This window comes from Amycolatopsis sp. ATCC 39116 (assembly GCF_000231075.2).
Classification (GTDB): Bacteria; Actinomycetota; Actinomycetes; order Mycobacteriales; family Pseudonocardiaceae; genus Amycolatopsis_E; species Amycolatopsis_E tucumanensis.
On the sequence record NZ_AFWY03000014.1, the window covers coordinates 102320 to 127457 of the forward strand.

Below are 25138 nucleotides of genomic sequence, written 5' to 3' on the forward strand. Positions count from 1 at the left end.
TTCGCCTGGTCGGCCCTCGCCCGCCGCGACACATTCGGGTGAACTGGACCGAGCACGGAACGACGGACGAGGAGGGGGCCCGTGGCGCTGCCGGAATGGCTGGTCAAGGAGATCGACGAAGTAGGGGACTACCCGGCGTTCGCGGGCGTCGACGAACTGGAACGCGGGTTGCGCACGCTGGCGGCGGGATACCCGGAGATCACGACGTTGCAGCGGGTCGGCACCTCCCGGCACGGCGAGCCGCTGCTGTGCCTGACGATCGACGGCGAGCCCGGTGATCCGACGGCGCTGGTGTTCGGGCTGCCGCACCCCAACGAGCCGATCGGCGGGCTCACCGCGCTGCACCTGGCCGCGCGGTTGTGCGCCGACCCAGGGCTGCGGGCGCGGCTGCGGCACCGGTGGCGGATCATCGCGTGCATCGACCCGGACGGGCTGCGACTCAACGAGGGCTGGCTGGCCGGCCCGTTCACGCGGGAGCACTACGCGCGGCACTTCTACCGGCCTGCCGGGCCGGACCAGGTGGAGTGGACGTTCCCGCTGGACTACAAGGACGCCTACTTCGACGCGGCGTTGCCGGAGACGCAGGCGCTGATGCGGCTCATCGATTCGGACCGGCCGGATCTGGTGTGCTCGCTGCACAACAGCGAGCTGGGCGGCGTCTACTACTACCTCAACCGCGCCGAGCCGCCGCTGCACCGGGCGCTGCAGGCGCTGCCCGCGCACGTCGGGCTGCCGTTGGACCGCGGTGAGCCGGAGGCGCCCTACATCACGCGGCTCGACGACGCGATCTTCCAGGGCACGTCGATCAGCCGGGCCTACGACTACGTGACCGGGCTCGGCGAGCCGTGGACGAGTTCGGCGGGCGACAACACGGCGTCGTACGCCGGCCGGTACGGCGCGCTCACGCTGGTCACCGAGCTGCCGTACTGGACGTCCGACACGGCGGACGACGACGGCCCGGCGGGCACCGGGTACGCGTCGGCGCTGGCCGCGCACGCCCGGGCGCTGGCGGACCTGTCGTCGCTGATGGCGGACACGATCGAGGCGGTGTCCGGGGCGCTGATGGTGCCGGAGTCGCCGTTCTGGCGGGCGAGCCGGTCTTTCGCGACGATGATGGCGTCGGCAGCGCGCAGCGCGCGTTCGCGCAGCACCTACCCGGAGGCCGACCGGCCGGCCACGGTGGCCGAGGTGTCGTCCCTCGCCGAGGCGACGCACAGTTTCCGGTTGCGCTACGGCGGAATTCTGTTGCGGGCCCTGGACGGTGAGCTGGCGGTGGGCAACACGCGGCCGGCGGTGCGGGCGGCCAGGGAGCGGGTCGCGGCGAGGCACGCGGAGTGGGTCGCCGGAGACGCGCTGCTCGGCGAGTACCGGACGATCCCGATCCGGCAGCTGGTGGCGACGCAGTACGGAGCGGTGCTCGCGGCGGCGGAACACGTGGTGGGGCGCTGACGAGCGCCCCACCGGGCGTGACGGTCAGTCCTGGACCTTCGACGGATGCGTAGCCAACGCCATCACACGAATGTCCATGTACGGGAACAACGGCAACCCCGACAGCAACTCGTGCAGTTCATCGTTCGACTCCACGTCGAAGATCGAGATGTTCGAGTACTCACCCACGATGCGCCACAGGTGCGGCCACTTCCCCTCCCGTTGCAGCTTCTGGCTGTACGCCTTCTCCCGGGCCACGATGTCGGCCCGCACCGACGGGTCCATATCGGACGGCAGCCGCACATCCATCCGGACGTGGAACAACATGGGTGAGTCCTCCAGTAAGAATCAAGCCGGGTCGAGCACGAAGTCGTAGGTCACCGTCTCGCCGCCGTCGGACGGCTTCGGGTCCAGGACCAGTTCCGGCTTGACCGCCGAGGCGATGTCGTCGTCGTTGTGCTCGTCGCCGGGGAAGTACAGCTGCGCGGTCAGCAGCTCGTGGCCCGGGGCGGACACCTTGACGTGCAGGTGCGCCGGGCGCCAGGCGTGCCAGCCGGCCGCCGCGATCAGCTTGCCGCACGCGCCGTCGGTCGGGATCTGGTACGGCGCGGGCCGCACGGTGTGGATCTCGAACGAGCCGTCCTCCTCGACCGAGAAGGTGCCGCGCAGGTTCCACTCCGGGATGCCGGGCGCGAACTGCGAGTACAGGCCGTCGGCGTCGGCGTGCCACAGCTCGACCTTCGCGTCCTTCAGCGGGGTGCCGTCGACGGAGGTCACGCGGCCCGTCCACACCAGCGGCGTGCCGCCCTCGCCCTCACGCATCGGCACCGACCCGCGCGAGCCCTGCTCCGGCGCGCCGGGCACGTAGTACGGGCCCTCGATGGTGCCCTTGTTGCCCTTGCGGTGCGAGGTGGCGACCTCCTCGACCACGTGCTCGACCCACACGTCCAGGAACAGCGGCCACTCGCCGTCCTCGCCGACCTGGATCAGCCACGCCTTCAGCGCGTTGTACTCGTCGTAGGTGACCTTGTGCTTGCGGATGGTCTCGTGCACGGCCGAGAGCACCTCGCGGGCCAGCAGCGACACCCGCTCCTTCGGGGTGTCGGCGACGGCGGCGAACTTGTCGCTCTTGAACCGGGCCGTGGCACTGGCGCCGGACTCGGCGGCCGCGGGAGCGTGGTGGGTGGCGGTCATGGGATCCTCCTTGATTCCTTGATATCCGGGGGAGTTTCAGCGGTCCTGGCGGTAGCGGTCGAGCTTGGCCGGGTCGATCTCGATCCCGAGCCCGGCGCCGGGACGGATGTGCAGCTCGCCGTCGTGGATCTCCAGCGGTTCGGTGAGCAGGTCGTCGCTCATGTCGAGGAAGTTGGACAGCTCCCCGGCCCGCCGCGACGTGAGCGCGTAGGACGCTCCGAACGCGACAGTGCACGCGGAACCGATCTGGCCGTCGATCTGGTTGCCCATCACGACTTCCAGCCCGAGCCCCTCGGCGAGGTGGTGCACGCGCTGCGAGTGGGTGAAACCGGTCCGCGCGGTCTTGATGCTGATCGCGGTGGCCGAGCCGGCCAGGATCTCGCGGGTCACGTCGGCCGGGGTGACGGCCGACTCGTCGGCGATGAACGGCACGTCCAGCTGTGACACCAGCCAGCGCCTGCCCAGCACGTCGTCGGCCGGGCACAGCTCCTCGGCGAACAGCAGGCCGAGGTCGGTCATCTCCTTCATCGCCATCGCCGACTCCGAGGCGGTCCAGCCCCGGTTGCCGTCGACGTACAGCTCCACGTCGTCGCCCATGCCCTCGCGCAGGGCCCGCACGACGGCGGTGTCCAGCGCGACCGGGCGCCGCCCGACCTTGACCTTGAACGTGGTGATGCCGTGCTCGTCGCGCATGCGCTGCGCCTCGGCGACCATCGCGGCCGGCTCGTCGAACCCGAGCATGTGCGACACGCGCATCCGGTCGGTGTAGCCGCCGAGCAGCTCGGTGACCTGCACGTCCAGCGTGCGGCCCAGCGCGTCCCACACCGCCATGTCGATGGCGGCCTTCGCGGCCGGGTTACCGACGGTGCGGGCCAGCCGGGAGGCCATCGTCTCGCGTTCGAGCAGGGTCAGGCCGACCACCTGCGGTGCGAAGATCTTCTCGATCACCGCGATGATCCCGGCCTGCGTCTCGCCGTAGGTGAACGGCCGGGGCGGCGCCTCCGCGACGCCGACGATCCCGTCGTCGGTGTGCACCCGCACCAGCACGTGCTCGGCCACGTGCACCTCGCCGGAGGCGAACTTGAGCGGTTTGCGGTACGGGATGGCGAACGGGATCGCCTCCACCCGCGTGATCTTCATCGGCTGACCTCGTGTGGTTGGGGGGCGAGTGCGGCCTCGAGCACCTCGAGGACCGACCGGACGAGCGGGGAGTCGTTGTCGCGGCGCCAGGCGAGCGCGAGCTCGACGGTGCCGGCGTCGGCGAGGTCGCGGAACACGACCCCGGCCAGCGGCAGCGCGCGGGCCGACGCGGGCAGCACCGCGATGCCGAGCCCACCGGCCACCAGCGCGAGCAGCACCGCCGTGCCGGCCGCCTCGTGCTCGCGGTGCGGGCTGAACCCGGCGGCCTGGCAGCTGCGCATGACGGCGTCGTTGACCACGGAATCCTTGGCCGCGTAGCTGATGAACCCCTCGGTGCGCAGGTCGGCCACCGACACGACGGGCTCGACCGCGAGCCGGTGGTCGGCGGGCACGGCGAGGATCAGCGGCTCGACCTCCAGCGTGTGCAGGTCGATGTCCTCGCCCTGCGCGGGCGGGCGCAGGACGGCGAGGTCCAGGTCGCCGTTGCGCAGCCCGTCGCACTGGGCCGGGGTGAGCAGGTCGGCGTGCACCTCGACGGCGACGCCGGGCAGGTCCCGCTTGACCGCGCGGGCGATGCGCGGCAGGTGCGAGAAGGCCGAGGTGCCGGTGAACCCGACCCGCACCAGGCCGAGGCGGCCGTCGGCGATGCGGCGCACCCCGCGGACGCTGTCCTCGACCGTGTCCAGCACCCGCTGCGCCTCACCCAGCAGGAACTCACCCGCCGGGGTGAGCCGCACCTGCCGGGTCGTGCGCGTGAACAGGGGCGCGCCCAGTTCGGCCTCCAGCTGCCGGATGGCGTGCGACAGGGCCGGCTGCGCCATGTGCAGGCGCTCGGCGGCCTTCCCGAAGTGGCAGGTTTCGGCGACGGCGGTGAAGTACCGCAGGTGACGCAGCTCCATCGCCGGCCTCCTTCCCGCTCCTCGTCGTCGTGGATTCATTCACCGTAGGTACGGATATTGAGTCAAGACAAGGAGCGATTCAGTCTTGATTGATCGATGCTGTCGATTAATAGCACCCTGGGTCAGGACTAGGTAATCGCCCGGTGTGACTGGGGCCACCACTTGTCAAGGTCAGGGGAACACCGAAGCCGAGCAGTGCCGCTGAGGCCGTTGGAGGTTTCCATGACCGAGACCCTGGACCACGTGTCGGAGGTGCTCGCCGACGCCGTCGTGGAGGACCGCGACGCCGGGATCTACCGGGCGAACCGCCGGATCTTCACCGACGAGGAGATCTTCGAACTCGAGATGAAGCACATCTTCGAGGGCAACTGGATCTACCTGGCGCACGAGAGCCAGGTCCCGAACCCGGGTGACTACTTCACCACCTACATCGGACGCCAGCCGGTGGTGATCACGCGTGACTCCGGCGGCGAGCTGCACTGCCTGATCAACGCGTGCGCGCACCGGGGCGCGATGGTCTGCCGCCGCAAGACCGACAACCGGATGACCCTGACCTGCCCGTTCCACGGCTGGACCTTCCGCAACGACGGCAAGCTGCTCAAGGTCAAGGACCCCGACGGCGCCGGCTACCCGCCCTCGTTCAACACCGGCGGCTCGCACGACATGACCCGTGTCGCCCGGTTCGACAGCTACCGCGGGTTCCTGTTCGGCAGCCTCAACGCCGACGTGCTGCCGCTGGAGGAGCACCTCGGCGACACCACGAAGATCATCGACATGCTGGTGGACCAGTCCCCGGAGGGGCTGGAGGTGCTGCGCGGCTCGTCCACCTACACCTACGACGGCAACTGGAAGGTGCAGGCCGAGAACGGCGCGGACGGCTACCACGTCACCGCGACGCACTGGAACTACGCGGCCACCACCGCCCGGCGCAACACCGGCGAGTCCAAGAACGACACCAAGACCCTCGACGCGGGCAGCTGGGGCAAGTCCGGCGGCGGCTACTGGTCGTTCCCGCACGGGCACCTGTGCCTGTGGACGTGGGCGGCCAACCCGCAGGACCGTCCACTGTGGAGCCGGATGGACGAGCTGAAGGAACAGTTCGGCGACGCCAAGGGCGAGTTCATGGTCAAGGGGTCGCGCAACCTGTGCCTGTACCCCAACGTGTACCTGATGGACCAGTTCTCCACCCAGATCCGGCACTTCCGGCCGATCGCGCCGGACAAGACCGAGGTGACGATCTACTGCATCGCCCCGAAGGGGGAGAGCGCGCAGGCCCGCGCCTGGCGGATCCGGCAGTACGAGGACTTCTTCAACGCCTCCGGCATGGCCACCCCGGACGACCTGGAGGAGTTCCGCTCCTGCCAGCTCACCTTCCGCGCCACCGCCGCGCCGTGGAACGACATGAGCCGCGGCGCCGAGCACTGGCTCACCGGCCCGGACGAGGTCGCGCTGGCGCTGGACATGAAGGGCGTCATCTCGGCGGGGCGGAAGAACGAGGACGAGGGCCTGTACCCGGTGCAGCACGGCTACTGGCGGGACACCCTCCGCAAGGCGATCGGAGCGGCGGAATGACCAGCGCGACCAAGACCATCACGCAGACCGACATCGAGCAGTTCCTCTACCGCGAGGCGCGTTACCTCGACGACCGCGAGTTCGAGAAGTGGCTCGACTGCTACGCCGACGACGTGGTGTTCTGGATGCCCTCCTGGGGCGACGACGACCTGCTGACCGAGGACCCGCAGAGCCAGATCTCGCTCATCTACTACCCGAACAAGGGCGGGCTGGAGGACCGGGTGTTCCGGATCCGCACCGAGCGCTCCAGCGCCACGTCGATCCCGGAGCCGCGCACCAGCCACAACATCACGAACGTGGAGCTGATCGAGCGCCGCGGCGACATCGTGGACGTGCGGTTCAACTGGCACACCATGTACTTCCGCTACAAGACCGTCGACCCGTACTACGGCACGTCGTTCTACACGATCGACTTCTCCGGCGAGTCACCCCTGATCCGCCGCAAGACCGTGATCTTGAAGAACGACTACATCCACCACGTCGTCGACGTCTACCACATCTGAGGGAGGCGTCATGGCTTTCCAGGTCGCACTGTCCTTCGAGGACGGTGTCACCCGCTTCATCCAGTGCGAGCCGGACCAAACCGTCGCCGACGCGTCCTACCGGCAGCGCATCAACATCCCGCTGGACTGCCGCGACGGGGCGTGCGGCACGTGCAAGGCGTTCTGCGAGTCCGGTGACTACGACGGCGGCACCTACATCGACGACGCGTTGTCCCCGGACGAAGCTTCCCGGGGTTACGTGCTGCCGTGCAGCATGAAGCCGCGCTCCGACCTGGTGCTGCAGATCGCCAGCACGTCCGCGGTCGCGAAAACCCAGGCGGCGACCTACCCGGCGACGCTGACCGCGCTGGATCGCTTGTCGCCCACCACGGTCGCGCTCACGCTGGAGACGCCGGACCGCGACAAGCTCGCGTTCCTGCCCGGCCAGTACGTCAACATCGAGGTCCCCGGCACGGGCCAGACGCGCTCGTACTCGTTCAGCAACGCGCCGGACGACAAGGAGCTGACGTTCCTGGTGAAGCTCACGCCGGGCGGCGTCATGTCGGACTACCTGACCGAGCGGGCCGCACCCGGCGACGAGCTGCGCTTCACCGGCCCGAACGGCAGCTTCTTCCTGCGCGAGACCGGCCGTCCGGTGCTGCTGCTGGCCGGCGGCACCGGGCTGGCGCCGATCCTGTCGATCCTGCGGGCGATGCGGGCCTGCGGATCGTCGCGCCCGGCGCACCTGGTGTACGGCGTCAGCACCGACGACGACCTGGTCGAGCTGGACACGCTCGCCTCGCTGGCCGCCGAGGTGGAGGGGCTGACGTGGGACTACTGCGTCGCCGACCCGGACTCCAGCGCCCCGAACAAGGGTTATGCGACCAGCCTGATCCGCGACGAGCACCTGCACGGCGGCGACGTCGCCGTGTACCTGTGCGGCCCGCCGCCGATGGTCGAGGCGGTGCGCAAGCACTTCACCGACGCCGGTGTGCAGCCGACGGGCTTCTACTACGAGAAGTTCGCGCTCTCCGCCCCCGCGGGGGAGACGACGGCCGCCCCGGTGGGTGGTGCCGACGTGGCGGGCGCCGCACCGGCCGCTGCCGTGACTGCGGCCACCGCCCCGCCACGCACCGCCGCCGTCCAGACCCCGGCGCCCCCGGCGCCGGAAGCCCCCGCCGTTCCGGTATCCGCGTCCCCTTCGCCGGAGCGCGCGGGGGCGAGCCGGACCGTCGCCGGGCAGGCGATCTTCCCGCGCGCCGAGCTCGCGCCGCTGCGCGGCGGCGCGATCCCCGACGAAGGCCAGGCCCGGCGGGCCATCGCCGGGCAGGTCATCTGGCCCGGCGGCACCGGCGGCACGCTCGACCCCGGTGAGCCAGTGCGGCCAACGGCCTCCCGCGCCATCGCCGGGCAGGAGATGCTGCCGCAGGCCGAAATCGCCCCGCTCACCGAACCCGCGCGGTACGAGATCGGCGAGGAGCACCCGTCGGTGCACGAGTCGGACGCCGTGTTCGAGGCGCGCCAGGCCCTGGAGCTGGGCGCGGTGGAGCTCACGATCGGTCGCCTGTCCTCGCAGCAGCTGGCCGGGTACCGCCTGCTCGCCGAGGCCACTGTGCCCTATGTGGACGGTGACCGGTTCCTCGACGCCGCCGCCTACACCGAAACCAACGCGGCCTTCCACGACTACCTGTTCACCCTGACCGGCAACGAGCACCTCCTGCAGGCCTACCACGCCCTCGGCGTCAAGGGGCACATGACCGAAACCCTGCGCGACGCCACCTGGTGCCACCCCCGTTGCACGCAGGATCACCTGGACATCGTGGCCGCGTTCGAGGCGGGGGACCGGACTGCCGCGCGCCGCCTGGTCGCCGAGCACGCCGAACGCTCGAAGACCACCATGCGCCGCGCGATGGACGACAAGAAGGCCGCGCGGCGGCCGCGGTTCGTCAGCCCCGGCCGGTTCGACGGCAAGGTCGTCGTGGTCACCGGCGCCGCGCAGGGCATCGGGGAGCGGGTGGCGCGGCGGATCAGCGCGGAGGGCGGCACGGTCGTCCTCGCCGACCGCGCCGACCTGGTGAAGGACGTGGCGGACGAGCTGACGGGCGAGGCGCTGCCGGTGCTGTCCGACCTGGAGACCTGGGCGGGCGCGCAGGCGGTGGCCGAGGCGGCGCTGGCCCGGTACGGGCGCATCGACGTGCTGGTCAACAACGTCGGCGGTGCGATCTGGTTCAAGCCGTTCACCGAGTTCACCCCGGACCAGATCGACGCCGAGATCCGCCGGTCGCTGATGACGACCCTGTACTCGTGCCGGGCCGCGTTGCCGTCGATGGCCGCGCGGGGGCAGGGCGTGATCGTCAACGTCTCCTCGGCCGCCACCCGCGGCATCCACCGCATCCCGTACTCGGCGGCCAAGGGCGGCATCAACGCCATCACGGCCTCGCTCGCGCTGGAGTACGCCGACGCCGGGATCCGGGTGGTCGCGACCGCGCCCGGCGGCACCGAGGCGCCGCCGCGCCGCATCAGCCGCGGCGGGTCGGCGCTGGAGACCGAGCAGGAGCGCGCCTGGTTCCAGGCGCACATCGACCAGACCGTGAACTCCTCGCTGATGAAGCGCTACGGCACGCTCGACGAGCAGGCCGCCGCGATCACGTTCCTGGCCTCCGACGAGGCCTCCTACATCACCGGCACCGTCCTGCCGGTGGCCGGGGGCGACCTCGGCTGAACCCGGCCGCCCCGCCCGGGGCCGCCGTTGCCCTCCCCACCCCACACCGGGAGCCATCATGTCCGACACCGACGCAACGAAGCGCCGGCGCACCGTGTCCTGGGTGGTCGCCCTGTCGACGATCGCCCTCGTCTTCGACGGGTACGACCTGGTCGTCTACGGCACCGTCCTGCCCACCCTGCTCGCCGATCCCTCCCAACTCGGCCACATCAGCGCGGGCCAGGCCGGGGCCCTGGGCAGCTACGCCCTGATCGGCGTGCTCGTCGGGGCGCTGGCCGCGGGCAGCCTCGGCGACTGGATCGGCCGACGCAAGATCATGCTGGTCAACCTGGCCTGGTTCTCGATCGGCATGGGGCTGACCGCCCTGACCCAGAACGTCACCGCCTTCGGCTTCGGCCGGTTCTTCACCGGCATCGGCGTCGGCGCACTGGTGGCGACCGTCGGCGCGCTGGTGGCCGAATTCGCGCCCGCCGGGCGGCGCAACCGTCTCAATGCGATCGTCTACAGCGGAGTCCCCGCCGGTGGTGTGCTCGCGTCGCTGCTGGCGATCGTGCTGGCCGACGCCGTCGGCTGGCGCGGGCTGTTCTGGGTCGGCGCGCTGCCGATCGTGCTGGTCCTGCCGCTGGCTGTCGTCAAGCTGCCGGAGTCGGCGAAGTGGCTCGCCGCCCGCGGCCGGGTGGACGAGGCGCGGGCGGTGTCGGAGCGGACCGGTGTGCCGTTGGTCGCCGAGCCGCCGGTGACCGACCGCGTGGGCTTCCCGGCGCTGGCGACCCGCGCGCTGGCCTGGCCGACCGCGCTGCTCGGGCTGATGAGCTTCGCCGGGCTGCTGCTGACCTACGGGCTGAACACGTGGCTGCCGAAGATCATGGCGGACAACGGGTACGGCAAGAGCTACTCGCTGACCTTCCTGCTGGTCCTCAACCTCGGCGCGATCATCGGCGGCATGCTCGCCTCGCTGTGGGCGGACCGGGCCGGCGCGAAGCGGGTCGTGGTCACCACGTTCGTGCTCGCCGCACTCACGCTCGCGCTGCTGCCGCTGGACCTGCCGCTGGGCGCGCTGCTGCTCGCGGTCGCCGTGGCCGGGGTCGGCACCATCGGCACCCAGGTGCTGATCTACGGGCTGGTGTCCAACTACTACCCGACGCGGGCGCGGGCCGCGGGCGTGGCGTGGTGCGCGGGCTTCGGGCGGCTCGGCGGGATCGTGGGCCCGGTGATCGGCGGCCTGCTGGTCGGCGCCGGGCTCGGCGGGACCACGGCGTTCTACATCTTCGCCGGGGTGGCGCTCGCCGCGGCGCTGGTCACCGCGCTCGTGCCGCGAGCACAGCACGCCGAGGTTCCGGTGGCCGCCGTCGCGCCGGAGCCCGCCTAGAGTGACCATGTGGTCCACCGTCGCCCGCAGCTGATCGCCCGCGCCGCCGCGCTCGCCGCACTGGAGAGCGTGGCGGCGCCGGCGTTCGTGCTGGTCACCGGCCCGGCCGGGGTGGGGAGGACGGCGCTGGCCGACGAGTTCGCCGCCCGCTGCGACGGCGTGCGGCGCGCGGCCGGGGCGCCGTGGGAGACCGGCCGCGCCGGTGGCGTGCTCGCCCAGCTCGGCGGCGCCGATGGTGTGGTGATTGTGGACGATGCGCAGTGGGCGGACCTGGAGTCGTTGCGCACACTGGTTTCCACGGTCCGGCACGACCGCGACGCCCGGCTGCTCGTCGTCGCCACCTGCGTGAGCGGCGACCACCGGGTGCCCGCGGCGGCGCTCGAACTGCTGCACCGGGCCGCCACCACGACGGTGCGCCTGGAACCGCTCACCGCGCCGGAGACCGGCGAACTGGCCGCCGCGCACGGAATTCTGCTGCACCCGTCGATGGCCGAGCGGCTCTGGCGGCACACCGGCGGCATCCCGCGCCACGTCGTGCAGTTGCTCGCCGAGGTGCCGCGGTCGACGTGGGCGCGGTTCGACCCGGACCTGCCCGCGCCCGCCGCCGTCGCCGCGCGCGTGCGCGAGGGTCTGGCGTCCTGCTCGCCCGAGGCGCGCCGGCTCGTCGAGGCCGTCGCGGTCCTCGGACCGGGCACCGCGGTGCGGGACGCGGCGTCGCTGGCCGGGGTCGACGGCGACGTGCTGCCCCTGCTCGACGAGGCCTGCGCCGCGGGGCTGGCCGAGTTCGCCCCGCACGGCCTCACCGAGGCCGGGCCGCCGGACCCGATGGTGCGGGCCGCGGTGCTCGCCGCGATGGGCCCGGCCGCCGCCGCGGACGCCCACCGCCGGGCCGCGGACCTCATCGAGGACCCGGTCCGCCGCATGCACCTGCTGGTCGCCGCGTCCCCGGTGCCGGACGCGGCCGTCGCCGACCGGCTCGACGAGCTGGCCGCGGAACGGGCCGCCGAGGGCGCGTGGGGCGTGGCGGCCTCGCTGCTGTCCGACGCCAGCCGCCTCACCGACGACCGGCTGAAGCGGGAAAGCCGCCTCACCCGCGCGGTGGACGCGCTGATCGGCGCCGGGGACGCCTTCGCCGCCGCGGCGCTGGTGCCGGAGGTGGAGAGCCTGCGGGAAACGCCGCTGCGCAACGCCGTCCTGGGCTACCTGGCGATCGTGCGTGGCCGCGCCGCCGAGGCGGAGACCCGGCTGGGCCGGGCCTGGGGGCTGGTCAACACCGGCCGGGAGCCGGACGTCGCGGCGCTGATCTGCCAGCGCTACGTGCTGCATTCGCTGTCGCGGTGCCGCGCCGAGGACCTGGTGCGGTGGGCGGACCGGGCGATCTCGCTGGTGCCCGCCGACGCCCCGGCGGCGGTGGAGGCGGCGGCGATCCGCGGGCTGGGCCTGGCCGGCAGCGGGCGGCCGGACGAGGCGCTCGCCGGGTACGCGGAGCTGGCCGAACGCGTGCAGCACGGCGCGCAGGCGCAGCGCATCCAGATGGGCCGCGGCTGGCTGAACCTCATGGTCGACGCCATCGACGAGGCGCGGGTGGACCTGGAGATCTCGGTGCCCACGACGTTCCTCGGCGGTTCGACCCGGATTTCCCTGTGGGCGCGCGGCTGGCTGGCGCGGGCGCAGTTCCTGACGGGGGAGTGGGACGACGCGCTGCGCACGGTCGCGGAGGCGGAGCCGTTGCTGGACCGCTCCGGGATCGTGCTGGCCGGGCCGTTGCTGGCGTGGACGGCGGTGGCGGTGCACGCGCTGCGGGGCGACTGGGAACGCGCCGAGGAGGCGTTGCGCCGCGCCGACGCCGGGCCGCAGGACTACGAGATCATGCGGGTGCCGTCCTGCCTGGCGCGGGCGCACGTCGCGGAGGCGCGTGCGGACGCGGCCGGGGTGCTGCGGGCGTTGCGGCCGCTGACGATGCCGTGGGCGGGCGGCAGCATCGACGAGCCGGGGTTGTGGCCGTGGGCGGACATGTACGCGCACGCGCTGGTGCTGGAGGGCAAGACCGCGGACGCGGACGCGTTCCTGGCGCCGCACGAACGCCTCGCCGCGGAACGCGGGCGCGTCTCGGCCCGCGCCCGGCTCGCTGCGGCGCGGGGACGGCTGCTCGGCACGCAGGGCGACGTCGACGGGGCGCGGGCGGCGTTCGACGAGGCGCTGGAACTGCTGGAGGACCTGCCGTTGCGCTACGACCTGGCGCGGGTGAACTTCGCCTACGGGCAGATCCTGCGCCGGGCCGGCAAGCGCCGCGAGGCCGACGCGGTGATCAGCACCGCGCGGGAGGCGTTCACCGCGCTGGGCGCCTCGACGTACGTGGCCCGCTGCGACCGCGAGCTGAAGGCCGGTGGCGTGCACGTGCCGCGCGGCCGCGGGTTCGACGAGCTGACCCCGCAGGAGGAGGCGGTGTCCCAGCTGGTCGCGAGCGGACTGTCCAACCGGGAGGTCGCGGCGGAGTTGTTCCTGTCCACCAAGACGGTGCAGTACCACCTGACCCGGATCTACGCCAAGCTCGGCATCCGCTCGCGCGCGGAGCTGGCCGCCCGGCGGCGGTCATGAGCGGAAGTCGCCGCGCTCCAGCAGGAACGACACCGCCAGCCCGGCGACCAGGCCCCAGAACGCGGAGCTGATGTTCAACGGCTGCACGCCGGACACGGTCACCAGGAACGCCACCAGCGCGCCGAGCGTGAAGCGGGTGCGGAAGGCCGTGACGAACGCGCTCTGCAGCGCCCGCAGCATCGCCAGCCCGCCCAGGACCGCGATGAACGCGGGCGGCGTCGCCAGCATCAGGCGCACGAAGGCCGGCGCGAACAGGCCGGTCACCACCGCTCCCGCCCCGCACACGACGGCCGCCGTGTACTGGCGGTCCCGCTCGCCCGAGGCGACCAGCAGCGCGTTCGTCGGCCCGGTCAGGCACGTCGACACCGCGCCCACCGCCGCGGCCGGCAGCGACCAAAGTCCACACAGGACGGTCACGACGTTGGTGGGCGGCTCGTGCCCGGCCTGTTTCAGGACGGCGACGCCCTGGCCGTTCTGCACCACCAGGACCGTCACGGCCAGCGGCACGACCAGTTCCAGCAGCGCGGGCCAGGTGAACCGGGGCGCCTGCAGCAACGGCTCGGCGAGCCAGCCGGAACCGGCGAGGGTGAAGCGGCCCGACACCGCCACGGCGACCGCGCCCGCCAGCAACGCCCCGAGGATCGGCGGCAGCCGTCGCCCGGCCGCGGGCAGGGCGCTGAGCAGCACGAACGCCACGACCATCGGGACCGCGACGACCGGGTCCACGCCGAGTGCGGTCACCAGGTCGAGCCCGAACTTCAGGAACACCCCGGCGACCATGGCCATGACGATCGGCATCGGCAGCGCGGCCATCACCGCGCGGACCCAGCCGGTCAGGCCGATCACCAGGATCAGCAGCGCGGTGACCACGAACGCGCCCAGCACCTCGGGCCAGGTCAGGTGGGTCAGCGACCCGCCGACGACGACCGTGCCGGGGATGGTCCAGAAGAACGCCAGCGGCCGCCGGTACAGCCACGACGCGAGCACCGTGAGGATGCCGTTGAGGAAGAACACCCCGAAGATCCACGACGCAAGCTGCGCCGGGGTCAGGCCGCCCTGCACCCCGACGGCGAGGATGACCGCGATCGGCCCGGTCGCGGAGAACACCAGGCCGATCACGCCGTTGGTCAGGGTGGCGCCGGTGAGGTCCCGGCGCACGCGCCGCGGCCCGGCGACCGGTTTCGGCGGACGCTCGAACCGTGGCGCGCGGATCTCCTCGTCGAGTCTCATGTACGCATGCTGAACTCAGCGGCCGCCATGCGTACAGCCGGTTGTGGCGGGTGCCACCGAGGTCAGCGGTCGAACACGTCCTTCGCCGCGTCCTTGACCTTCTCGCCCGCCTGCTTGACGTCGGCCTTGCCCTGGTCGCCCTTGCCCTCGGCTTCCCACTGCTCGTTGCCGGTGGCCTTGCCCAGGCCTTCCTTCGCCTTGCCCTTGAGCTCTTCGGCCTTGTTCTGGGCCTTGTCGTCGGTGCTCATCTCCGGTCCTTCCGGTCGGTGAGCGCTTGGATTACCCGGCCGGGTGATCGTTATTCGGCGTGCACCAGCGGAGTCAGATGCGCGGCGAAGGCGGCGTCCTCGGGGGCCGAGTAGTCGGTGTCGTCGTTGCCCCGGCTGCCGGAGGGCACGAGGATGGTGGGCTGGCAGTCACTCCGGGAGGGGGCGCCGTCGACGGTGAACTCCGCGACCCGGCGGCCGGTGCGCGCCTCGAACACCGTGACCGCCCAGCGGCCCTGGTAGGTGACCAGGGAGGAGCCGTCCTCGTACTCGCACGTGCGGATCGCGGCCGGCTGGGCCTGGCCGATCAGGCGGCTGCACCCGACCAGCTGCACCTCGTCGGCGGGCGGCCAGTTCTGGTCCGTCTCCGCGAAACCCTGCAGGTACTCGGGGAAGCCGGAGCCCTCGTACACGGCCACGGCGTGCGGGCCGGGGCCGGTGTAGGCGGGCGCTTGGCCGAACGGCGCGCCGCCCGTGCACAGGCGGGCCAGGTCGGTGATCTCCCTCGGCTGCTCACCGAAGGCGAGTTCCAGCGCCAGCGGCACCGCGGTGAACCACACGACCACGGCTGACAGCGCCACGGACAGAGCGGCGATGGCGGGCCGGGGCGTTCGCGCGGGCGGGTACGGGCGCCCGGTCCGGGCGGTGCGCAGCAGTTCGGTGCGGGCCCACACGGTCCCGACCCGCTGTGAGCCGGTGTCCCAGACGAGTTCCGTCCCGTCGGCGGCGAGCCGCTCCCACCGCACCGCTATCGGCTCCTCGCCCTGCGGCCAGATCAGGAGGCCGCGCTCGGCGGAGGCGAACCAGCACCGGCCGCCGGGCACCGGGCCCCACCACGACCAGGCCGCCGTCGCCCACAGCAGCGCCGCGTAGCCGAGGACGACCCACCGCCAGGCCGGCGAGTCGTTGAGGACGAGGTAGAAGGCGGCGATCCCGGCCGGGACGACGCCGATGCCGGCGAGCATGGCGCCCGCGACCGGTTCCCGGAACGGCCGGTGCACGCGGACCAGCCGCCCCAGCCCGGCGGCCTCGGCACGCGCGGCCAGTGCCCGGTTGTTCATCGTGCGCCCCTCTCGCTCCCCAGATTTGTACCGGGTGCTGGGGGGTGGGCGTACCGCCTGTCCGGTTGCGGTCAGGCCCGGCTGTGGCGGCTGGTGGCGCGGCGGTGGTGGTGCGGCGTGGGCTGGTGCGGAGGCGTACCGCTTGTCCGGTTGCGGTCAGTCCGAGGCTGTCGCGGGCTTCCGCGCCGAACCGCGCGAAGAACCCGCGTGCCGACCGCGGTCACTCCAGCCCGTCGCGGTCCGCCCACTCCAGCAGCGTCTCCAGCGAGTAGGCGGTGTCGTCGATGCCGGCGTGCAGGTCGCCGAGCTTCGCGAACCGGGCGGGGACCGTCGCGATCGTGCAGTCGCCCGGTTCGACGTCGTCCACCTCGTCCCACGCGATCGGCGTCGACACCGTCGCCTCGGGCACGCCCCGCACCGAGTACGCGCTCGCGATCGTGTGGTCGCGCGCGTTCTGGTTGTAGTCGACGAACACCAGCGCCGGGTCGCGGTCCTTGCGCCACCACGTCGTCGTCACGTCGTCGGGCGCGCGGCGCTCCACCTCACGCGCGAACGCCAGCGCCGCCCGCCGCACCTCGCTGAACCCCCACCGCGGCTCGATCCGCACGTAGATGTGCAGGCCGCTGCCGCCGGACGTCTTGGGCCACCCGGTCGCGCCCAGCTCGTCGAGCACCTCGTGCGCGACGTGCGCCACCCGCCGCACCCGCGCGAAGTCGGCCTCCGGGCCGGGGTCGAGGTCGATGCGCCACTCGTCGGGCTTCTCGGTGTCCGCGCGCCGCGAGTTCCACGGGTGGAACTCCACGGTGCTCATCTGCACCGCCCAGATCACGTGCGCCACCTCGGTCACGCACAACTCGTCGGCGTGCCGGTTGTAGCGCGGGAAGTGCACGCGCACCGTCTCCAGCCATGGCGGCGCCCCGGCCGGCACCCGTTTCTGGTGCACCTTGTCGCCGCTCACCCCGGACGGGAACCGGTGCAGCATGCACGGCCGCTCCCGCAGCGCGCGCACGATCCCGTCGCCGACGGACAGGTAGTACCGCGCCAGGTCCAGCTTCGTCTCGCCCCGCGCCGGGAAGTAGACCCGCTGCGGGTTCGAGATCCGCACCGTGTGGTTCCCGGCCTCCAGCTCCACCGCCTCGCCCTTGGCCATGGGCCGAACCTAGCGTGAAAACCGCGCCGCGGCGGGGTGCCGGGCGAACCCGGCACCCCATCGCCAGTCAGGGCGCGATCTCCTCCAGCGTGCGGCCGCGGGTCTCCTCGGCGAACACCGCGGCCACGATCGCGCCGACCAGTGTGATCCCGCTGATCAGCAGGAACACCGAGTCCAGCGCGGTGCCGCCGGCGTAGACCGCGCCGACCAGGATCGGCCCGAGGATCAGGCCCAGCCGGTTCATCACGCCGCCGAGGCTGCAGCCCAGCGCGCGGCTGCGCGTCGGGTACAGCTCGGGCGTGTACAGGTACAGGCTGATGTTCACGGCGAAGTTGAACACGGCCGCCAGCGACGACCACACCAGCAGCTGCACCGGCGACCCGGCGCCGAGCGCGCCCAGCACCACCAGCATCGCGGTGGTCGCGCCGAGCCCGGCGGCCAGCACCACCCGGCGCCCGATCCGGTCGATCACCAGCGCCGCCAGCACGCAGCCGACCAGGCCGGCCGCCGAGGTCGCGGTGCTGTACCAGAGCGCCTGGCCCAGCGGCAGGTGGAACACGCCGCGGTAGATGGTCGGCAGCCACGACGTGATGCCGTAGTTGGCGAGGTAGCCGACGAACCAGATCGTCCACACGGTCAGCGTGCGGCGGCGGTAGCGGCCGGCGAACAGGTCGCGCAGGGCGTTGCCGCGCTGCTGCGGGGCGGTGACCGGAACCGCGGCGGCGGGCGCGGGCAGCGGCTCGCCGGTGGCGCGCTGGACCTTCGTCTCCATCGTCGCCATCGCCGCGGCGGCCTTGTCGTACTTGCCGCGGGAGGCGAGCCAGCGCGGCGACTCCGGCACCTTGCGCAGGATCACGAACGCCATCAGGCCGGGGACGGCGGCCAGCAGGTACAGCGAGCGCCAGCCCCACAGCGGGATCAGCCATGCCGCGACCAGGGCGCTCACCGCCAGGCCGGCGGGGAACACCACCTCGTAGAGCAGCACGAACCGGCCGCGCTTGTGGGCGCGGGTGATCTCGCTGATGTAGGCGGCCGCGGTCGGCACCTCACCGCCGATCGCGAGGCCCTGCACGAACCGCAGGACGAGGAACGGGGTGAGCGAGTCGCAGGCCGCCATGCCTGCGCTGCACAGTGCGCTGACCGCGACGCAGATCGCGATGACCCGGACCCGGCCGATCCGGTCGGCGGCCCAGCCGGAGACCAGCGCGCCGACCAGCATCCCGATCGAGCCGATGGTCAGCGCCGCGGTGCTGGTGGCCGCCGACAGGCCCCACTCGCGGGAGAGCACCGGCAGCGTGTAGGCGATCAGCAGCTGGTCGAACGCCTCGAAGAAGGTCACGATGCCGATCAGCAGGCGGACGCTGATCTGCCAGCGCGACATCGGCAGCCGTTCCAGCCGCGCGGCGATGTCACCCTGCGTCATTGCGGGTGTGGCGTCGATGCTCATTCGGTCTCCTCGTCGGGCAATAGTGTGCGGGCTGAATCGAGGAATCGCACTGCTTCGTCCCAGGCGTCGGCTTCGTCACACAGGGACAGCCAGGACCCGCCCAGGTTCGCGGCGAGCACCGGCAGCTCGGGGAGGTCCGGCCAGGGCCCCTCGCGCGGGCCGACGCCGGCGGCGGGCAGCCCGTGCGCGGCGGCGGCCCAGGCGGCGAGGTGGGCGCCCTGGCCGAGCCCGATGAAGGCGCTCGCCGGAACCCCCGCCCGGCGGCTCAGGTGGTCCAAGGCGCCGGCCACGTCGGCGGCGAGGTCGTCGGGCTCGAGGGCGGCGAAGTTGCCGCGCGGGAAGACCCGCCCGCCGGTGTCGTAGTAGAGCAGCGGCGCGACGGCGAGGTAGCCGCACTCGGCGAGCGCGCGGCAGGCGTCCTCGGCTTCGGCGGTGAGCCCCCGTTCGTCGTGCAGGACGACGACGGCGGCGCGCACGTCGGCGGCGGGGTAGCGCACGAGCAGGGGAGCCGCGGTCTTGAGAACGCGGCGGCGCCGGTTGGCAGGGGCGTGTCCGTGGTGGTGGCTGGTCGCCGGGGTGGTCATGGGCGCTCCAGGGCTGGGACCGGGAGTGGGGTTGCGGCCGGGTGACAGGGGACCGGGCCGGGGGCTGCGGGCCGCGCCCCGTCGGGGTGGGGTTCGGTGGTGGCCTCGCGTGGGGCTCGGTCGCGGGTTGTGGGTGGTGGGGTGTGCCGTGCGCGGGTGGGGGTGGGGACAGGGCGCTTGGTGGTGGCCTCGCGTGGGGCTGGGTCGGGGGTTGTGGGTGGTGCCGTGTGCCGTGCGCGGGTGGGGGCAGCGCCCTTGGCGATGACCCGGCGCGGGGGCGGTGGGGCCGCCGTCCCGGGGATGCGAGTGCGGTCGGGGGCGCGCCTGGCCGGCGCGGGGCTGTGCCGCGGGCCGCCGTCGGCGGGAGTGGAGTGCGTGGCCGCGGGGGCATTCCGCTCGATTGGTCGCCTCGGCGGCCCCATCGGGACAGTCATCAGTCCTCCCTGGGGACGGGCACCGGCGGGACGAACGGGCGCGGCGCCGGGTCCAGCGCGGTCACGTCGACCTCGATCACGGACGGGCCGTGCTGCGCCACCGCCTTCTCCAGCGCCTCCGCGAACAGCGACGGCTTGCTCACCAGCTGGTACGGCAGGTCCAGCGACTGCGCCAGCCGCGAGAAGTCCGGCGTGTACAGGTCCACCCCGGCCCGCGCACCGCCGTGGTGGTCCTGCATGTTCCGCAGCACCCCGTACCCGCCGTCGTTGAAGACCACCAGCACCAGCCACGGCTTCTCCTGCGCCAGCGTGCCCAGCTCGCCCAGGTGCACGGCCAGCCCGCCGTCGCCCACCATCACCAGCGTCGGTGCGTCGCGGCCGGACAGCGCCGCCCCGATGCCCGTCGCCAGACCCTGCCCGATCCCGCCGCCGACCGGGAACAGGTTGGTCCGCGGGTCGAAGATGTCCAGCAGCCGGTTGCCCCACTGGCTGGACGGGATCGTCACGTCCCGGGCGATCACCGACTCCCGCGGCAACCCCGCGCGCATCGCGTCGCAGATCTCTCCGTAGGGGCCGATCGCCTCACGCAGCCGCGACCGCACCGCGGACCGCGTCGCCACCGCCCGCGCCCGCCACTCCGGATCGCCGGACCCGCCCCGCAGCCGCCGGAGCACCACCGCGGCCTCCCCGGCGATCCCGACCGTCGCCGGGTGCACCCGGCCCAGGGCGGCGGGGTCGACGTCGATCTGGATGTGCCGCGCGGGCAGCGCCAGGTGGTAGTGCTTGGTCTCGTTGGACCGGAAGTGCGTCCCGACCGAGATCAGCAGATCCGCCTCGGCCAGCAGGTCCTCCGCGGCAGTGGCGAAGTTGCCGACCACCAGCGGGTGGTCCTCGGGCAGCGTGCCCCGCCCGGAGTTGCTCGTGAACACCGGCGCCTGCAGCCGCTCGGCCAGCTCCCGCACCTCGTCCCGCGCGTCCACCGCGCCGCCGCCTGCCCAGATCACCGGGCGCCGCGCCGAGGCGATCAACTCGGCGGCCCGGGCCAGCGCGTCCTCGTCCGGCGGCGGCACCGGCGCCGGAACCTCCGGAGCGCGAGCCACCACGTCGTGCCGCGCGTACTGCAGGTCGATCGGCCACTCCACACTGGATGGTCCACTCGGGAGGGACAGCGCCTCGCGCACCGCCCGTCGCAGCACGTCCTCCGCCGCGGCCACCGAAGAAATGGTCGCGGCGTGTTTGGACACCGCGGTGAGCATGCCCAGCTGGTCACGGCTCTCGTGGATGACCCCGCGCCCCTGCCCGAGGTAGGGCGAGTCGATCTGCCCGGTCACGTGCAGCACCCGGCTGCCCGCGGTCAGCGCCTCCACGAGCGAGCCGGCCGCGTTGCCCGCGCCGGTGCCGGTGCTGGTGATCGCGACCCCGAGCCCGCCGCGGGCTCGGGCGTACCCGTCGGCCGCGTTGACCGCCGCCGCCTCGTGCCGGACCGGCACGAACCGCAGCCGCGCCGCGATCGCCTCCACCAGCGGCAGGTTGTGGACGCTCACGATGCCGAACGCCGTGTCGACGCCGTTGTCGATCAGGATCTGGGCGAGCAGGTCCCCGCCGTTGCCGTGTGTCACGAGTGTCTCCTCAGACGTATCGGGCGACGCCGCCACCGACGTCGAGGGCGGAACCGGTGATGTAGGACGCGTGCGGCGACAGCAGTGCCACGATCGGGAAGGCGACCTCCTCTGCGGTGCCGAGCCGGCCGAGCGGGATGCCCCGGTCCGCGGCGAGCGCCGAAGTCCACTCCGCCCAGGACAGCTCGGTGCCGGACTGCTCGTACCGGCGCCGCCACTGCCCGGTGTCCACCAGGCCGAGGCACACCGAGTTGACCCGCACCTCCGGCGCCAGCTCGGCGGCCAGCGTCTTGGACAGGTTCAGCAGCGCCGCCCGCGCCGCCGACGTCGCGGCGAGCTTCGGCTCGGGCTGGCGGGACAGGATCGCGTTGACGTTGACCACCGCCGCGCCCGGCCGCAGCCACGGCTGCGCGGCGCGGACGACGTGCAGCACCGAGAAGATCTTCAGGTGCAGCTCGTCGCGCCACTGCTCGTCGCTGGTCTCGGCCAGCCGCGCCATCAGCGAGCGCCCGGCGTTGTTGACCACGCCGTCCAGCCCGCCGAACTCCTCGCCGGCGCCGGTGACGAACCGGCGCACGTCGCCGGCGTCGAGGACGTCGAACGCCGCGGTGTACAGCCGGGCGCCGGCCGCGCGGGGCAGATCGGCGAGTGCCTTCTCCAGCCGCACGCCGTCCCGCGCGCACGCGGCGACGTGCGCGCCCTCGGCGAGCAGCATCGCGGCGGTCGCCAGCCCGACACCGGAACTGGCGCCGGTCACCACGACCGCCCGCCCGGAAAGTCCCAGGTCCATGAAAACTCCTAGTGGCAGACGAATCCGCCGTCGACGACCAACGTTTGCCCGGTGATGAACGACGCGGCGTCGGAGAGCAGGAACTCCACCGCGCCCACCACGTCACCCGGTTGCTGCGCCCGGGTCAGCGCCCGCCCGTTCGCGTAGAGCTGGTGCCGTTCGCGCGGCACGCGCTCGGTCGCCTCGACCTCGGTCAGGCCCGGCGCGACCGCGTTCACCGTCACCCCGTCCGGCCCGGCGTCACGGGCCATCGCACGGGTCATCGCGATCACCGCGCCCTTCGAGGACACGTAGTGCACCAGCCGCGGCGGCCCGAACAACGCGACGTCGGAGGCGATGTTCACGATCCGCCCGCCGGTGGCCGCGAGCTGCGGGTACAGGGCGCGGGCGACCAGCCACGGGCCGCGCGCGTTGACCGTCATCAGCCGGTCCCACGCCTCCACCTCCAGGTCGGCGAAGTGCTTGCCGCCCACGCCGTCGGCCATCGCCGCGTTGTTGACCAGACCGTGCAGGGGCCCGATCTTCGCGACCTGTTCCGCCAGCCGCGCCACCGAATCGGGATCGGCGACGTCGGTGTCGATCCGGTGCACGGTCCGCCCGCGCTCTTCGAGCTGCGCCACCCCGCGGGCGGCGCGCTCCGGGTCGCGTTCGGCGACCACGACCTGCGCCCCGGACGCGCCGAGGGCGTCGGCGATCGCCCAGCCGAGCCCGCGCCCGGCGCCGGTCACCACGATCAGGCGCATCGCGCGGCCTCCACTTCGGACAGGAACTCCAGCAGGACCTCGTTGAACTCGCCGGGGCACTCCTGGTTGGCCGCGTGCCCGCCGCCGATCACCCGCAGCCGCGCTCCGGGGATCTCCCGCGCCAGCAGCCGGCTCTCCTCGACGCCGGTGACCTGGTCGTCGGCGCCCACGACCACCAGCGTCGGCACGCTGATCCGGCCCAGCAGGGGACCGTGGTCGGTGGTGGCCATCGACTCCGCGGCCGCGCGGTACCCGGCCAGGCGCACCCGGGCCATCGTCGCCTCGACCTTGGCGCGGGTCGCCGGATCGGAGCTCAGGCGCGGTGCTCGCCGTCGCGCGAACTCCGCGGCACCCACCTCGGCCAGCTCGTCCACCCGCGCCCGCATCCGCGCTGCGGCCTCGGCACTGGTGCCGGAGCCGCGCGTGGAGTCGGCCAGGGTCAGCGACAGCACGGGGTGCTCCAGCGCGAGCCGGGTCGCGATCACCCCGCCCCACGACACCCCCACCACGTGGGCGGGTTCGTCGAAGATCCGCGCAACCTGCTCGGCGTACCAGGCGATGTCGGCGCGTTCCGGGTCCGGCGAGTCCCCGTACCCGGGCGCGTCCCAGGCCACCACCCGGTGCCGCTCCGCCAGGACGTCCACTTGCGACTCGAAGGACGCGCTGGACCCGCCGATGCCGTGCAGCAGCAACACGGGGGTCACCGGAACACCACCCGCGGCTCCGCCAGCGCGGCGATCGCGGCGAGCACCGCGTGCGGCACGACCTCGCTGCTCGTCGGCGTCCGTGGCGAGGGCCGGTTGCGGATCTCGAACCGGTACGACCCGGCCGGCCCGTCGGCGGTGATGACGTGCGAGGTCAGCTCGGCGGCCGGGTCGGCGATCACCGCCGCCTCGACCACGTCCCAGTCGCCCACGGCCAGCGCCACCGAGGCCGCCACGTTCGCCGACTTCGGGAACGCCGCCGTCACCTCGCGTGCCGGGCCGCGCATCAGCTCGACCGGCTTGGCCGTGGTCCGCAGCCGCGCGGCCTCCTCGTCGGACATCCACGGCTGCACCAGGTTCGCGGCGAGTTTCGTGGTCTCGATGGTGACCCGGGACAGCGGCGCCATCCGGGCCGCCGCCCGCAGCAGATCCAGGCCGCCGATCGCGCCGGTCGACAGGTGCAGCTCACCGGGGCCCGCGGACAGCAGCTTGTCCAGCAGGGCGTCGTCGGCCAGCGCGCCGACCGACACGACCAGCAGGTCCCGCCCGGCGGCCAGCACCTGCGGCCCGACCTCCGCCAGTGCCCGCTGCCCGGCCGCCTCGACGATCAGGTCCGAAGTGGACAGCAGCTCGTCCAGCGACACCAGTGGCAGGTCCGTCGCACCCGCGGGGTCCACGACGCCGGACAGCGTCGCACCCGGCACGGTTCCGTCGCGCAGGGCGCGGGCGACCACGCCGCCGATCGAGCCCGCGCCGATCACCCCGGCCCTCATCCCCGCCACCAAGCCGTGTAACCGGGGTCGGGCACGCCCGCCATGTGGGTGCGGACGTCCTTCGACGGCGGGCCCGCGGTGCCCCACAGGTCGGACAGCTCGGGCGTGCGCCGCCACACCCGGCACAGCCACGCGTCCTCCACGACCTGCTCGACCTCGGAGGTGTACTCGCACACCAGCCCGGCCGGGTCGGCGAAGTAGCCGAACGTGTTGCTGCCCGGCCCGTGCCGCCCCGGACCCCACAGCGGGGTGATCCCGTTGTGCCGCAGCCGCCCGATGCCACGCATGAAGTGGTCGATCGAGGCCATCTCGTAGGCGACGTGGTTGACCGACGCGAACGGCGCCTGGTTGAACGCGATCACGTGGTGGTCGGCGTTGCAGCGCAGGAACGCCATCTGGTGCTCCGACCAGTCGGAGATCCGCATGCCGAGCACACGGGTGTAGAACTCGCACGCCGCGTCGATGTCGGCGGTGTTGAGCACGACGTGCGCCAGCTTCCGCGGCACCGCCGGGTGGCCGTCCGGATCGTCCGGGGTCACGGCGAACACGTCCGCGGACAACTCGATCAGCCGTCCCTCCGGATCGGCGAAGCGCAGCCCGTAGCCGCCGCCGACCTGGTCCAGCTTGCCGGGCTCGGTGACCAGCGGGATGCCCTGCGCAACCAGGCGGCTCGCGGCCTCGTCGATCTCGCGTGGCGTGGCGACCGCGAAGGCCACCTTGCCGAGCGCGTTCTGTTCCGCCTGCTGCAACTGCAGCACGTGGTGCTCGCTGCTGGTGCCGCGCAGCCACACCGCGCCGGTGTCCTGCTCGACCTGCCGCAGGCCCCACACCTCGCGGTAGAACTCGCCCGCGACGGCGCACGCGGTGGAGCGCAGGGTCACCGACCGCAGCGCCCGCAACCGGACGACGGGTTCGGACATGGTGTCCTCCAAG

Annotated in this window: 22 protein-coding genes; 6 read left to right on the top strand and 16 right to left on the bottom strand. The window is 72.9% G+C overall.

The window, feature by feature from the left end; translation table 11 throughout:
- Positions 1 to 81 precede the first annotated feature (81 nt).
- Positions 82 to 1449 (top strand): M14 family zinc carboxypeptidase, encoded by a 1368-nt coding sequence (locus AMY39116_RS0317535; protein ID WP_020418935.1) that lies wholly within the window; start codon positions 82 to 84, stop codon positions 1447 to 1449.
- 24 nt (positions 1450 to 1473) lie between these two features.
- Here the strand turns inward: AMY39116_RS0317535 and catC are convergent, their stop codons facing one another.
- Genes catC through AMY39116_RS0317555 form a run of 4 tightly spaced genes read right to left on the bottom strand, consistent with a single transcriptional unit; the run spans position 1474 to position 4661 of the window.
- Positions 1474 to 1755, bottom strand: a complete 282-nt coding sequence (gene catC / locus AMY39116_RS0317540) for a muconolactone Delta-isomerase (protein ID WP_020418936.1) — start codon at positions 1753 to 1755, stop codon at positions 1474 to 1476.
- A 21-nt stretch (positions 1756 to 1776) separates the two neighbouring features.
- A complete protein-coding gene (gene catA, locus AMY39116_RS0317545) occupies positions 1777 to 2622 on the bottom strand; it encodes a catechol 1,2-dioxygenase (RefSeq protein ID WP_020418937.1) in 846 nt (281 codons plus the stop codon).
- A 36-nt stretch (positions 2623 to 2658) separates the two neighbouring features.
- On the bottom strand, positions 2659 to 3762 hold the full coding sequence (locus AMY39116_RS0317550; protein ID WP_020418938.1) for an enolase C-terminal domain-like protein: 1104 nt from the start codon (positions 3760 to 3762) through the stop codon (positions 2659 to 2661).
- Positions 3759 to 4661: a LysR substrate-binding domain-containing protein gene (locus AMY39116_RS0317555; protein WP_020418939.1), complete on the bottom strand. Its 903-nt coding sequence runs from the start codon at positions 4659 to 4661 to the stop codon at positions 3759 to 3761. Before AMY39116_RS0317555 ends, AMY39116_RS0317550 begins: the two co-directional genes overlap by 4 nt.
- Before the next feature lie 222 nt (positions 4662 to 4883).
- On the opposite strand from AMY39116_RS0317555, the gene benA reads away from it, so the two are divergent.
- The 5 genes from benA to AMY39116_RS0317580 are packed head-to-tail and all read left to right on the top strand — an operon-like array spanning position 4884 to position 13404.
- Entirely contained in the window at positions 4884 to 6233 is a 1350-nt protein-coding gene (gene benA, locus AMY39116_RS0317560) for a benzoate 1,2-dioxygenase large subunit (protein ID WP_020418940.1), read from the top strand.
- Entirely contained in the window at positions 6230 to 6736 is a 507-nt protein-coding gene (benB, locus tag AMY39116_RS0317565) for a benzoate 1,2-dioxygenase small subunit (protein WP_020418941.1), read from the top strand. Before benA ends, benB begins: the two co-directional genes overlap by 4 nt.
- 10 nt (positions 6737 to 6746) lie before the next feature.
- Positions 6747 to 9437: a benzoate 1,2-dioxygenase electron transfer component BenC gene (benC, locus tag AMY39116_RS0317570; protein WP_020418942.1), complete on the top strand. Its 2691-nt coding sequence runs from the start codon at positions 6747 to 6749 to the stop codon at positions 9435 to 9437.
- A gap of 58 nt (positions 9438 to 9495) precedes the next feature.
- Positions 9496 to 10806 (top strand): MFS transporter, encoded by a 1311-nt coding sequence (locus AMY39116_RS0317575; RefSeq protein ID WP_020418943.1) that lies wholly within the window; start codon positions 9496 to 9498, stop codon positions 10804 to 10806.
- A 9-nt stretch (positions 10807 to 10815) separates the two neighbouring features.
- Positions 10816 to 13404, top strand: coding sequence for a LuxR family transcriptional regulator (locus AMY39116_RS0317580; RefSeq protein ID WP_020418944.1), 2589 nt, complete (start codon positions 10816 to 10818; stop codon positions 13402 to 13404).
- Here the strand turns inward: AMY39116_RS0317580 and AMY39116_RS0317585 are convergent.
- The 12 genes from AMY39116_RS0317585 to AMY39116_RS0317640 all read right to left on the bottom strand — a co-directional run bounded on the left by AMY39116_RS0317585 (position 13399) and on the right by AMY39116_RS0317640 (position 25125).
- A complete protein-coding gene (locus tag AMY39116_RS0317585) occupies positions 13399 to 14634 on the bottom strand; it encodes a benzoate/H(+) symporter BenE family transporter (RefSeq protein WP_020418945.1) in 1236 nt (411 codons plus the stop codon). The two genes, AMY39116_RS0317580 and AMY39116_RS0317585, sit on opposite strands and share 6 nt — an antisense overlap.
- A 62-nt stretch (positions 14635 to 14696) precedes the next feature.
- Positions 14697 to 14882 carry a CsbD family protein gene (locus tag AMY39116_RS0317590; protein ID WP_020418946.1) on the bottom strand — a complete coding sequence of 62 codons (186 nt, stop codon included), beginning with the start codon at positions 14880 to 14882 and terminating at the stop codon, positions 14697 to 14699.
- A gap of 50 nt (positions 14883 to 14932) precedes the next feature.
- Positions 14933 to 15961, bottom strand: a complete 1029-nt coding sequence (locus tag AMY39116_RS0317595; RefSeq protein WP_020418947.1) for a hypothetical protein — start codon at positions 15959 to 15961, stop codon at positions 14933 to 14935.
- Between the two features lie 220 nt (positions 15962 to 16181).
- A complete protein-coding gene (gene ligD / locus AMY39116_RS0317600) occupies positions 16182 to 17111 on the bottom strand; it encodes a non-homologous end-joining DNA ligase (protein WP_020418948.1) in 930 nt (309 codons plus the stop codon).
- Positions 17112 to 17178: 67 nt separating this feature from the next.
- On the bottom strand, positions 17179 to 18558 hold the full coding sequence (locus AMY39116_RS0317605) for an MFS transporter (RefSeq protein ID WP_027936014.1): 1380 nt from the start codon (positions 18556 to 18558) through the stop codon (positions 17179 to 17181).
- Positions 18555 to 19142 carry a dienelactone hydrolase family protein gene (locus AMY39116_RS0317610; RefSeq protein ID WP_020418950.1) on the bottom strand — a complete coding sequence of 196 codons (588 nt, stop codon included), beginning with the start codon at positions 19140 to 19142 and terminating at the stop codon, positions 18555 to 18557. The genes AMY39116_RS0317605 and AMY39116_RS0317610 overlap by 4 nt, the downstream gene beginning before the upstream one ends.
- Positions 19143 to 19575: 433 nt before the next feature.
- Positions 19576 to 21195 (bottom strand): thiamine pyrophosphate-binding protein, encoded by a 1620-nt coding sequence (locus AMY39116_RS0317615; protein ID WP_020418951.1) that lies wholly within the window; start codon positions 21193 to 21195, stop codon positions 19576 to 19578.
- Between the two features lie 10 nt (positions 21196 to 21205).
- Complete coding sequence (locus tag AMY39116_RS0317620) at positions 21206 to 21985, bottom strand: SDR family oxidoreductase (RefSeq protein ID WP_020418952.1); 780 nt, start codon at positions 21983 to 21985, stop codon at positions 21206 to 21208.
- Positions 21986 to 21993: 8 nt separating this feature from the next.
- Positions 21994 to 22728 carry an SDR family oxidoreductase gene (locus AMY39116_RS0317625; protein ID WP_020418953.1) on the bottom strand — a complete coding sequence of 245 codons (735 nt, stop codon included), beginning with the start codon at positions 22726 to 22728 and terminating at the stop codon, positions 21994 to 21996.
- The gene (locus tag AMY39116_RS0317630; protein WP_020418954.1) at positions 22719 to 23432 is read right to left on the bottom strand and encodes an alpha/beta fold hydrolase; all 714 of its coding nucleotides are present in this window, start codon (positions 23430 to 23432) and stop codon (positions 22719 to 22721) included. The genes AMY39116_RS0317625 and AMY39116_RS0317630 overlap by 10 nt, the downstream gene beginning before the upstream one ends.
- Positions 23429 to 24205: an aspartate dehydrogenase domain-containing protein gene (locus tag AMY39116_RS0317635; RefSeq protein WP_039791582.1), complete on the bottom strand. Its 777-nt coding sequence runs from the start codon at positions 24203 to 24205 to the stop codon at positions 23429 to 23431. The genes AMY39116_RS0317630 and AMY39116_RS0317635 overlap by 4 nt, the downstream gene beginning before the upstream one ends.
- The gene (locus tag AMY39116_RS0317640) at positions 24202 to 25125 is read right to left on the bottom strand and encodes a VOC family protein (RefSeq protein WP_020418956.1); all 924 of its coding nucleotides are present in this window, start codon (positions 25123 to 25125) and stop codon (positions 24202 to 24204) included. Before AMY39116_RS0317640 ends, AMY39116_RS0317635 begins: the two co-directional genes overlap by 4 nt.
- Positions 25126 to 25138 lie beyond the last annotated feature (13 nt).

Excerpts from the sequence above, each read along its gene's own strand:
- AMY39116_RS0317590 (WP_020418946.1), bottom strand. The coding sequence starts at position 14,882 with ATGAGCACCGACGACAAGGCCCAGAACAAGGCCGAAGAGCTCAAGGGC.
- AMY39116_RS0317550 (WP_020418938.1), bottom strand. The coding sequence starts at position 3,762 with ATGAAGATCACGCGGGTGGAGGCGATCCCGTTCGCCATCCCGTACCGC.
- benC (WP_020418942.1), top strand. The coding sequence starts at position 6,747 with ATGGCTTTCCAGGTCGCACTGTCCTTCGAGGACGGTGTCACCCGCTTC.
- AMY39116_RS0317585 (WP_020418945.1), bottom strand. The coding sequence starts at position 14,634 with ATGAGACTCGACGAGGAGATCCGCGCGCCACGGTTCGAGCGTCCGCCG.
- AMY39116_RS0317575 (WP_020418943.1), top strand. The coding sequence starts at position 9,496 with ATGTCCGACACCGACGCAACGAAGCGCCGGCGCACCGTGTCCTGGGTG.
- AMY39116_RS0317555 (WP_020418939.1), bottom strand. The coding sequence starts at position 4,661 with ATGGAGCTGCGTCACCTGCGGTACTTCACCGCCGTCGCCGAAACCTGC.
- benB (WP_020418941.1), top strand. The coding sequence starts at position 6,230 with ATGACCAGCGCGACCAAGACCATCACGCAGACCGACATCGAGCAGTTC.
- catA (WP_020418937.1), bottom strand. The coding sequence starts at position 2,622 with ATGACCGCCACCCACCACGCTCCCGCGGCCGCCGAGTCCGGCGCCAGT.
- AMY39116_RS0317640 (WP_020418956.1), bottom strand. The coding sequence starts at position 25,125 with ATGTCCGAACCCGTCGTCCGGTTGCGGGCGCTGCGGTCGGTGACCCTG.
- AMY39116_RS0317625 (WP_020418953.1), bottom strand. The coding sequence starts at position 22,728 with ATGCGCCTGATCGTGGTGACCGGCGCCGGGCGCGGGCTCGGCTGGGCG.
- AMY39116_RS0317620 (WP_020418952.1), bottom strand. The coding sequence starts at position 21,985 with ATGGACCTGGGACTTTCCGGGCGGGCGGTCGTGGTGACCGGCGCCAGT.
- AMY39116_RS0317635 (WP_039791582.1), bottom strand. The coding sequence starts at position 24,205 with ATGAGGGCCGGGGTGATCGGCGCGGGCTCGATCGGCGGCGTGGTCGCC.
- AMY39116_RS0317595 (WP_020418947.1), bottom strand. The coding sequence starts at position 15,961 with ATGAACAACCGGGCACTGGCCGCGCGTGCCGAGGCCGCCGGGCTGGGG.
- AMY39116_RS0317605 (WP_027936014.1), bottom strand. The coding sequence starts at position 18,558 with ATGAGCATCGACGCCACACCCGCAATGACGCAGGGTGACATCGCCGCG.
- catC (WP_020418936.1), bottom strand. The coding sequence starts at position 1,755 with ATGTTGTTCCACGTCCGGATGGATGTGCGGCTGCCGTCCGATATGGAC.
- ligD (WP_020418948.1), bottom strand. The coding sequence starts at position 17,111 with ATGGCCAAGGGCGAGGCGGTGGAGCTGGAGGCCGGGAACCACACGGTG.
- benA (WP_020418940.1), top strand. The coding sequence starts at position 4,884 with ATGACCGAGACCCTGGACCACGTGTCGGAGGTGCTCGCCGACGCCGTC.
- AMY39116_RS0317610 (WP_020418950.1), bottom strand. The coding sequence starts at position 19,142 with ATGACCACCCCGGCGACCAGCCACCACCACGGACACGCCCCTGCCAAC.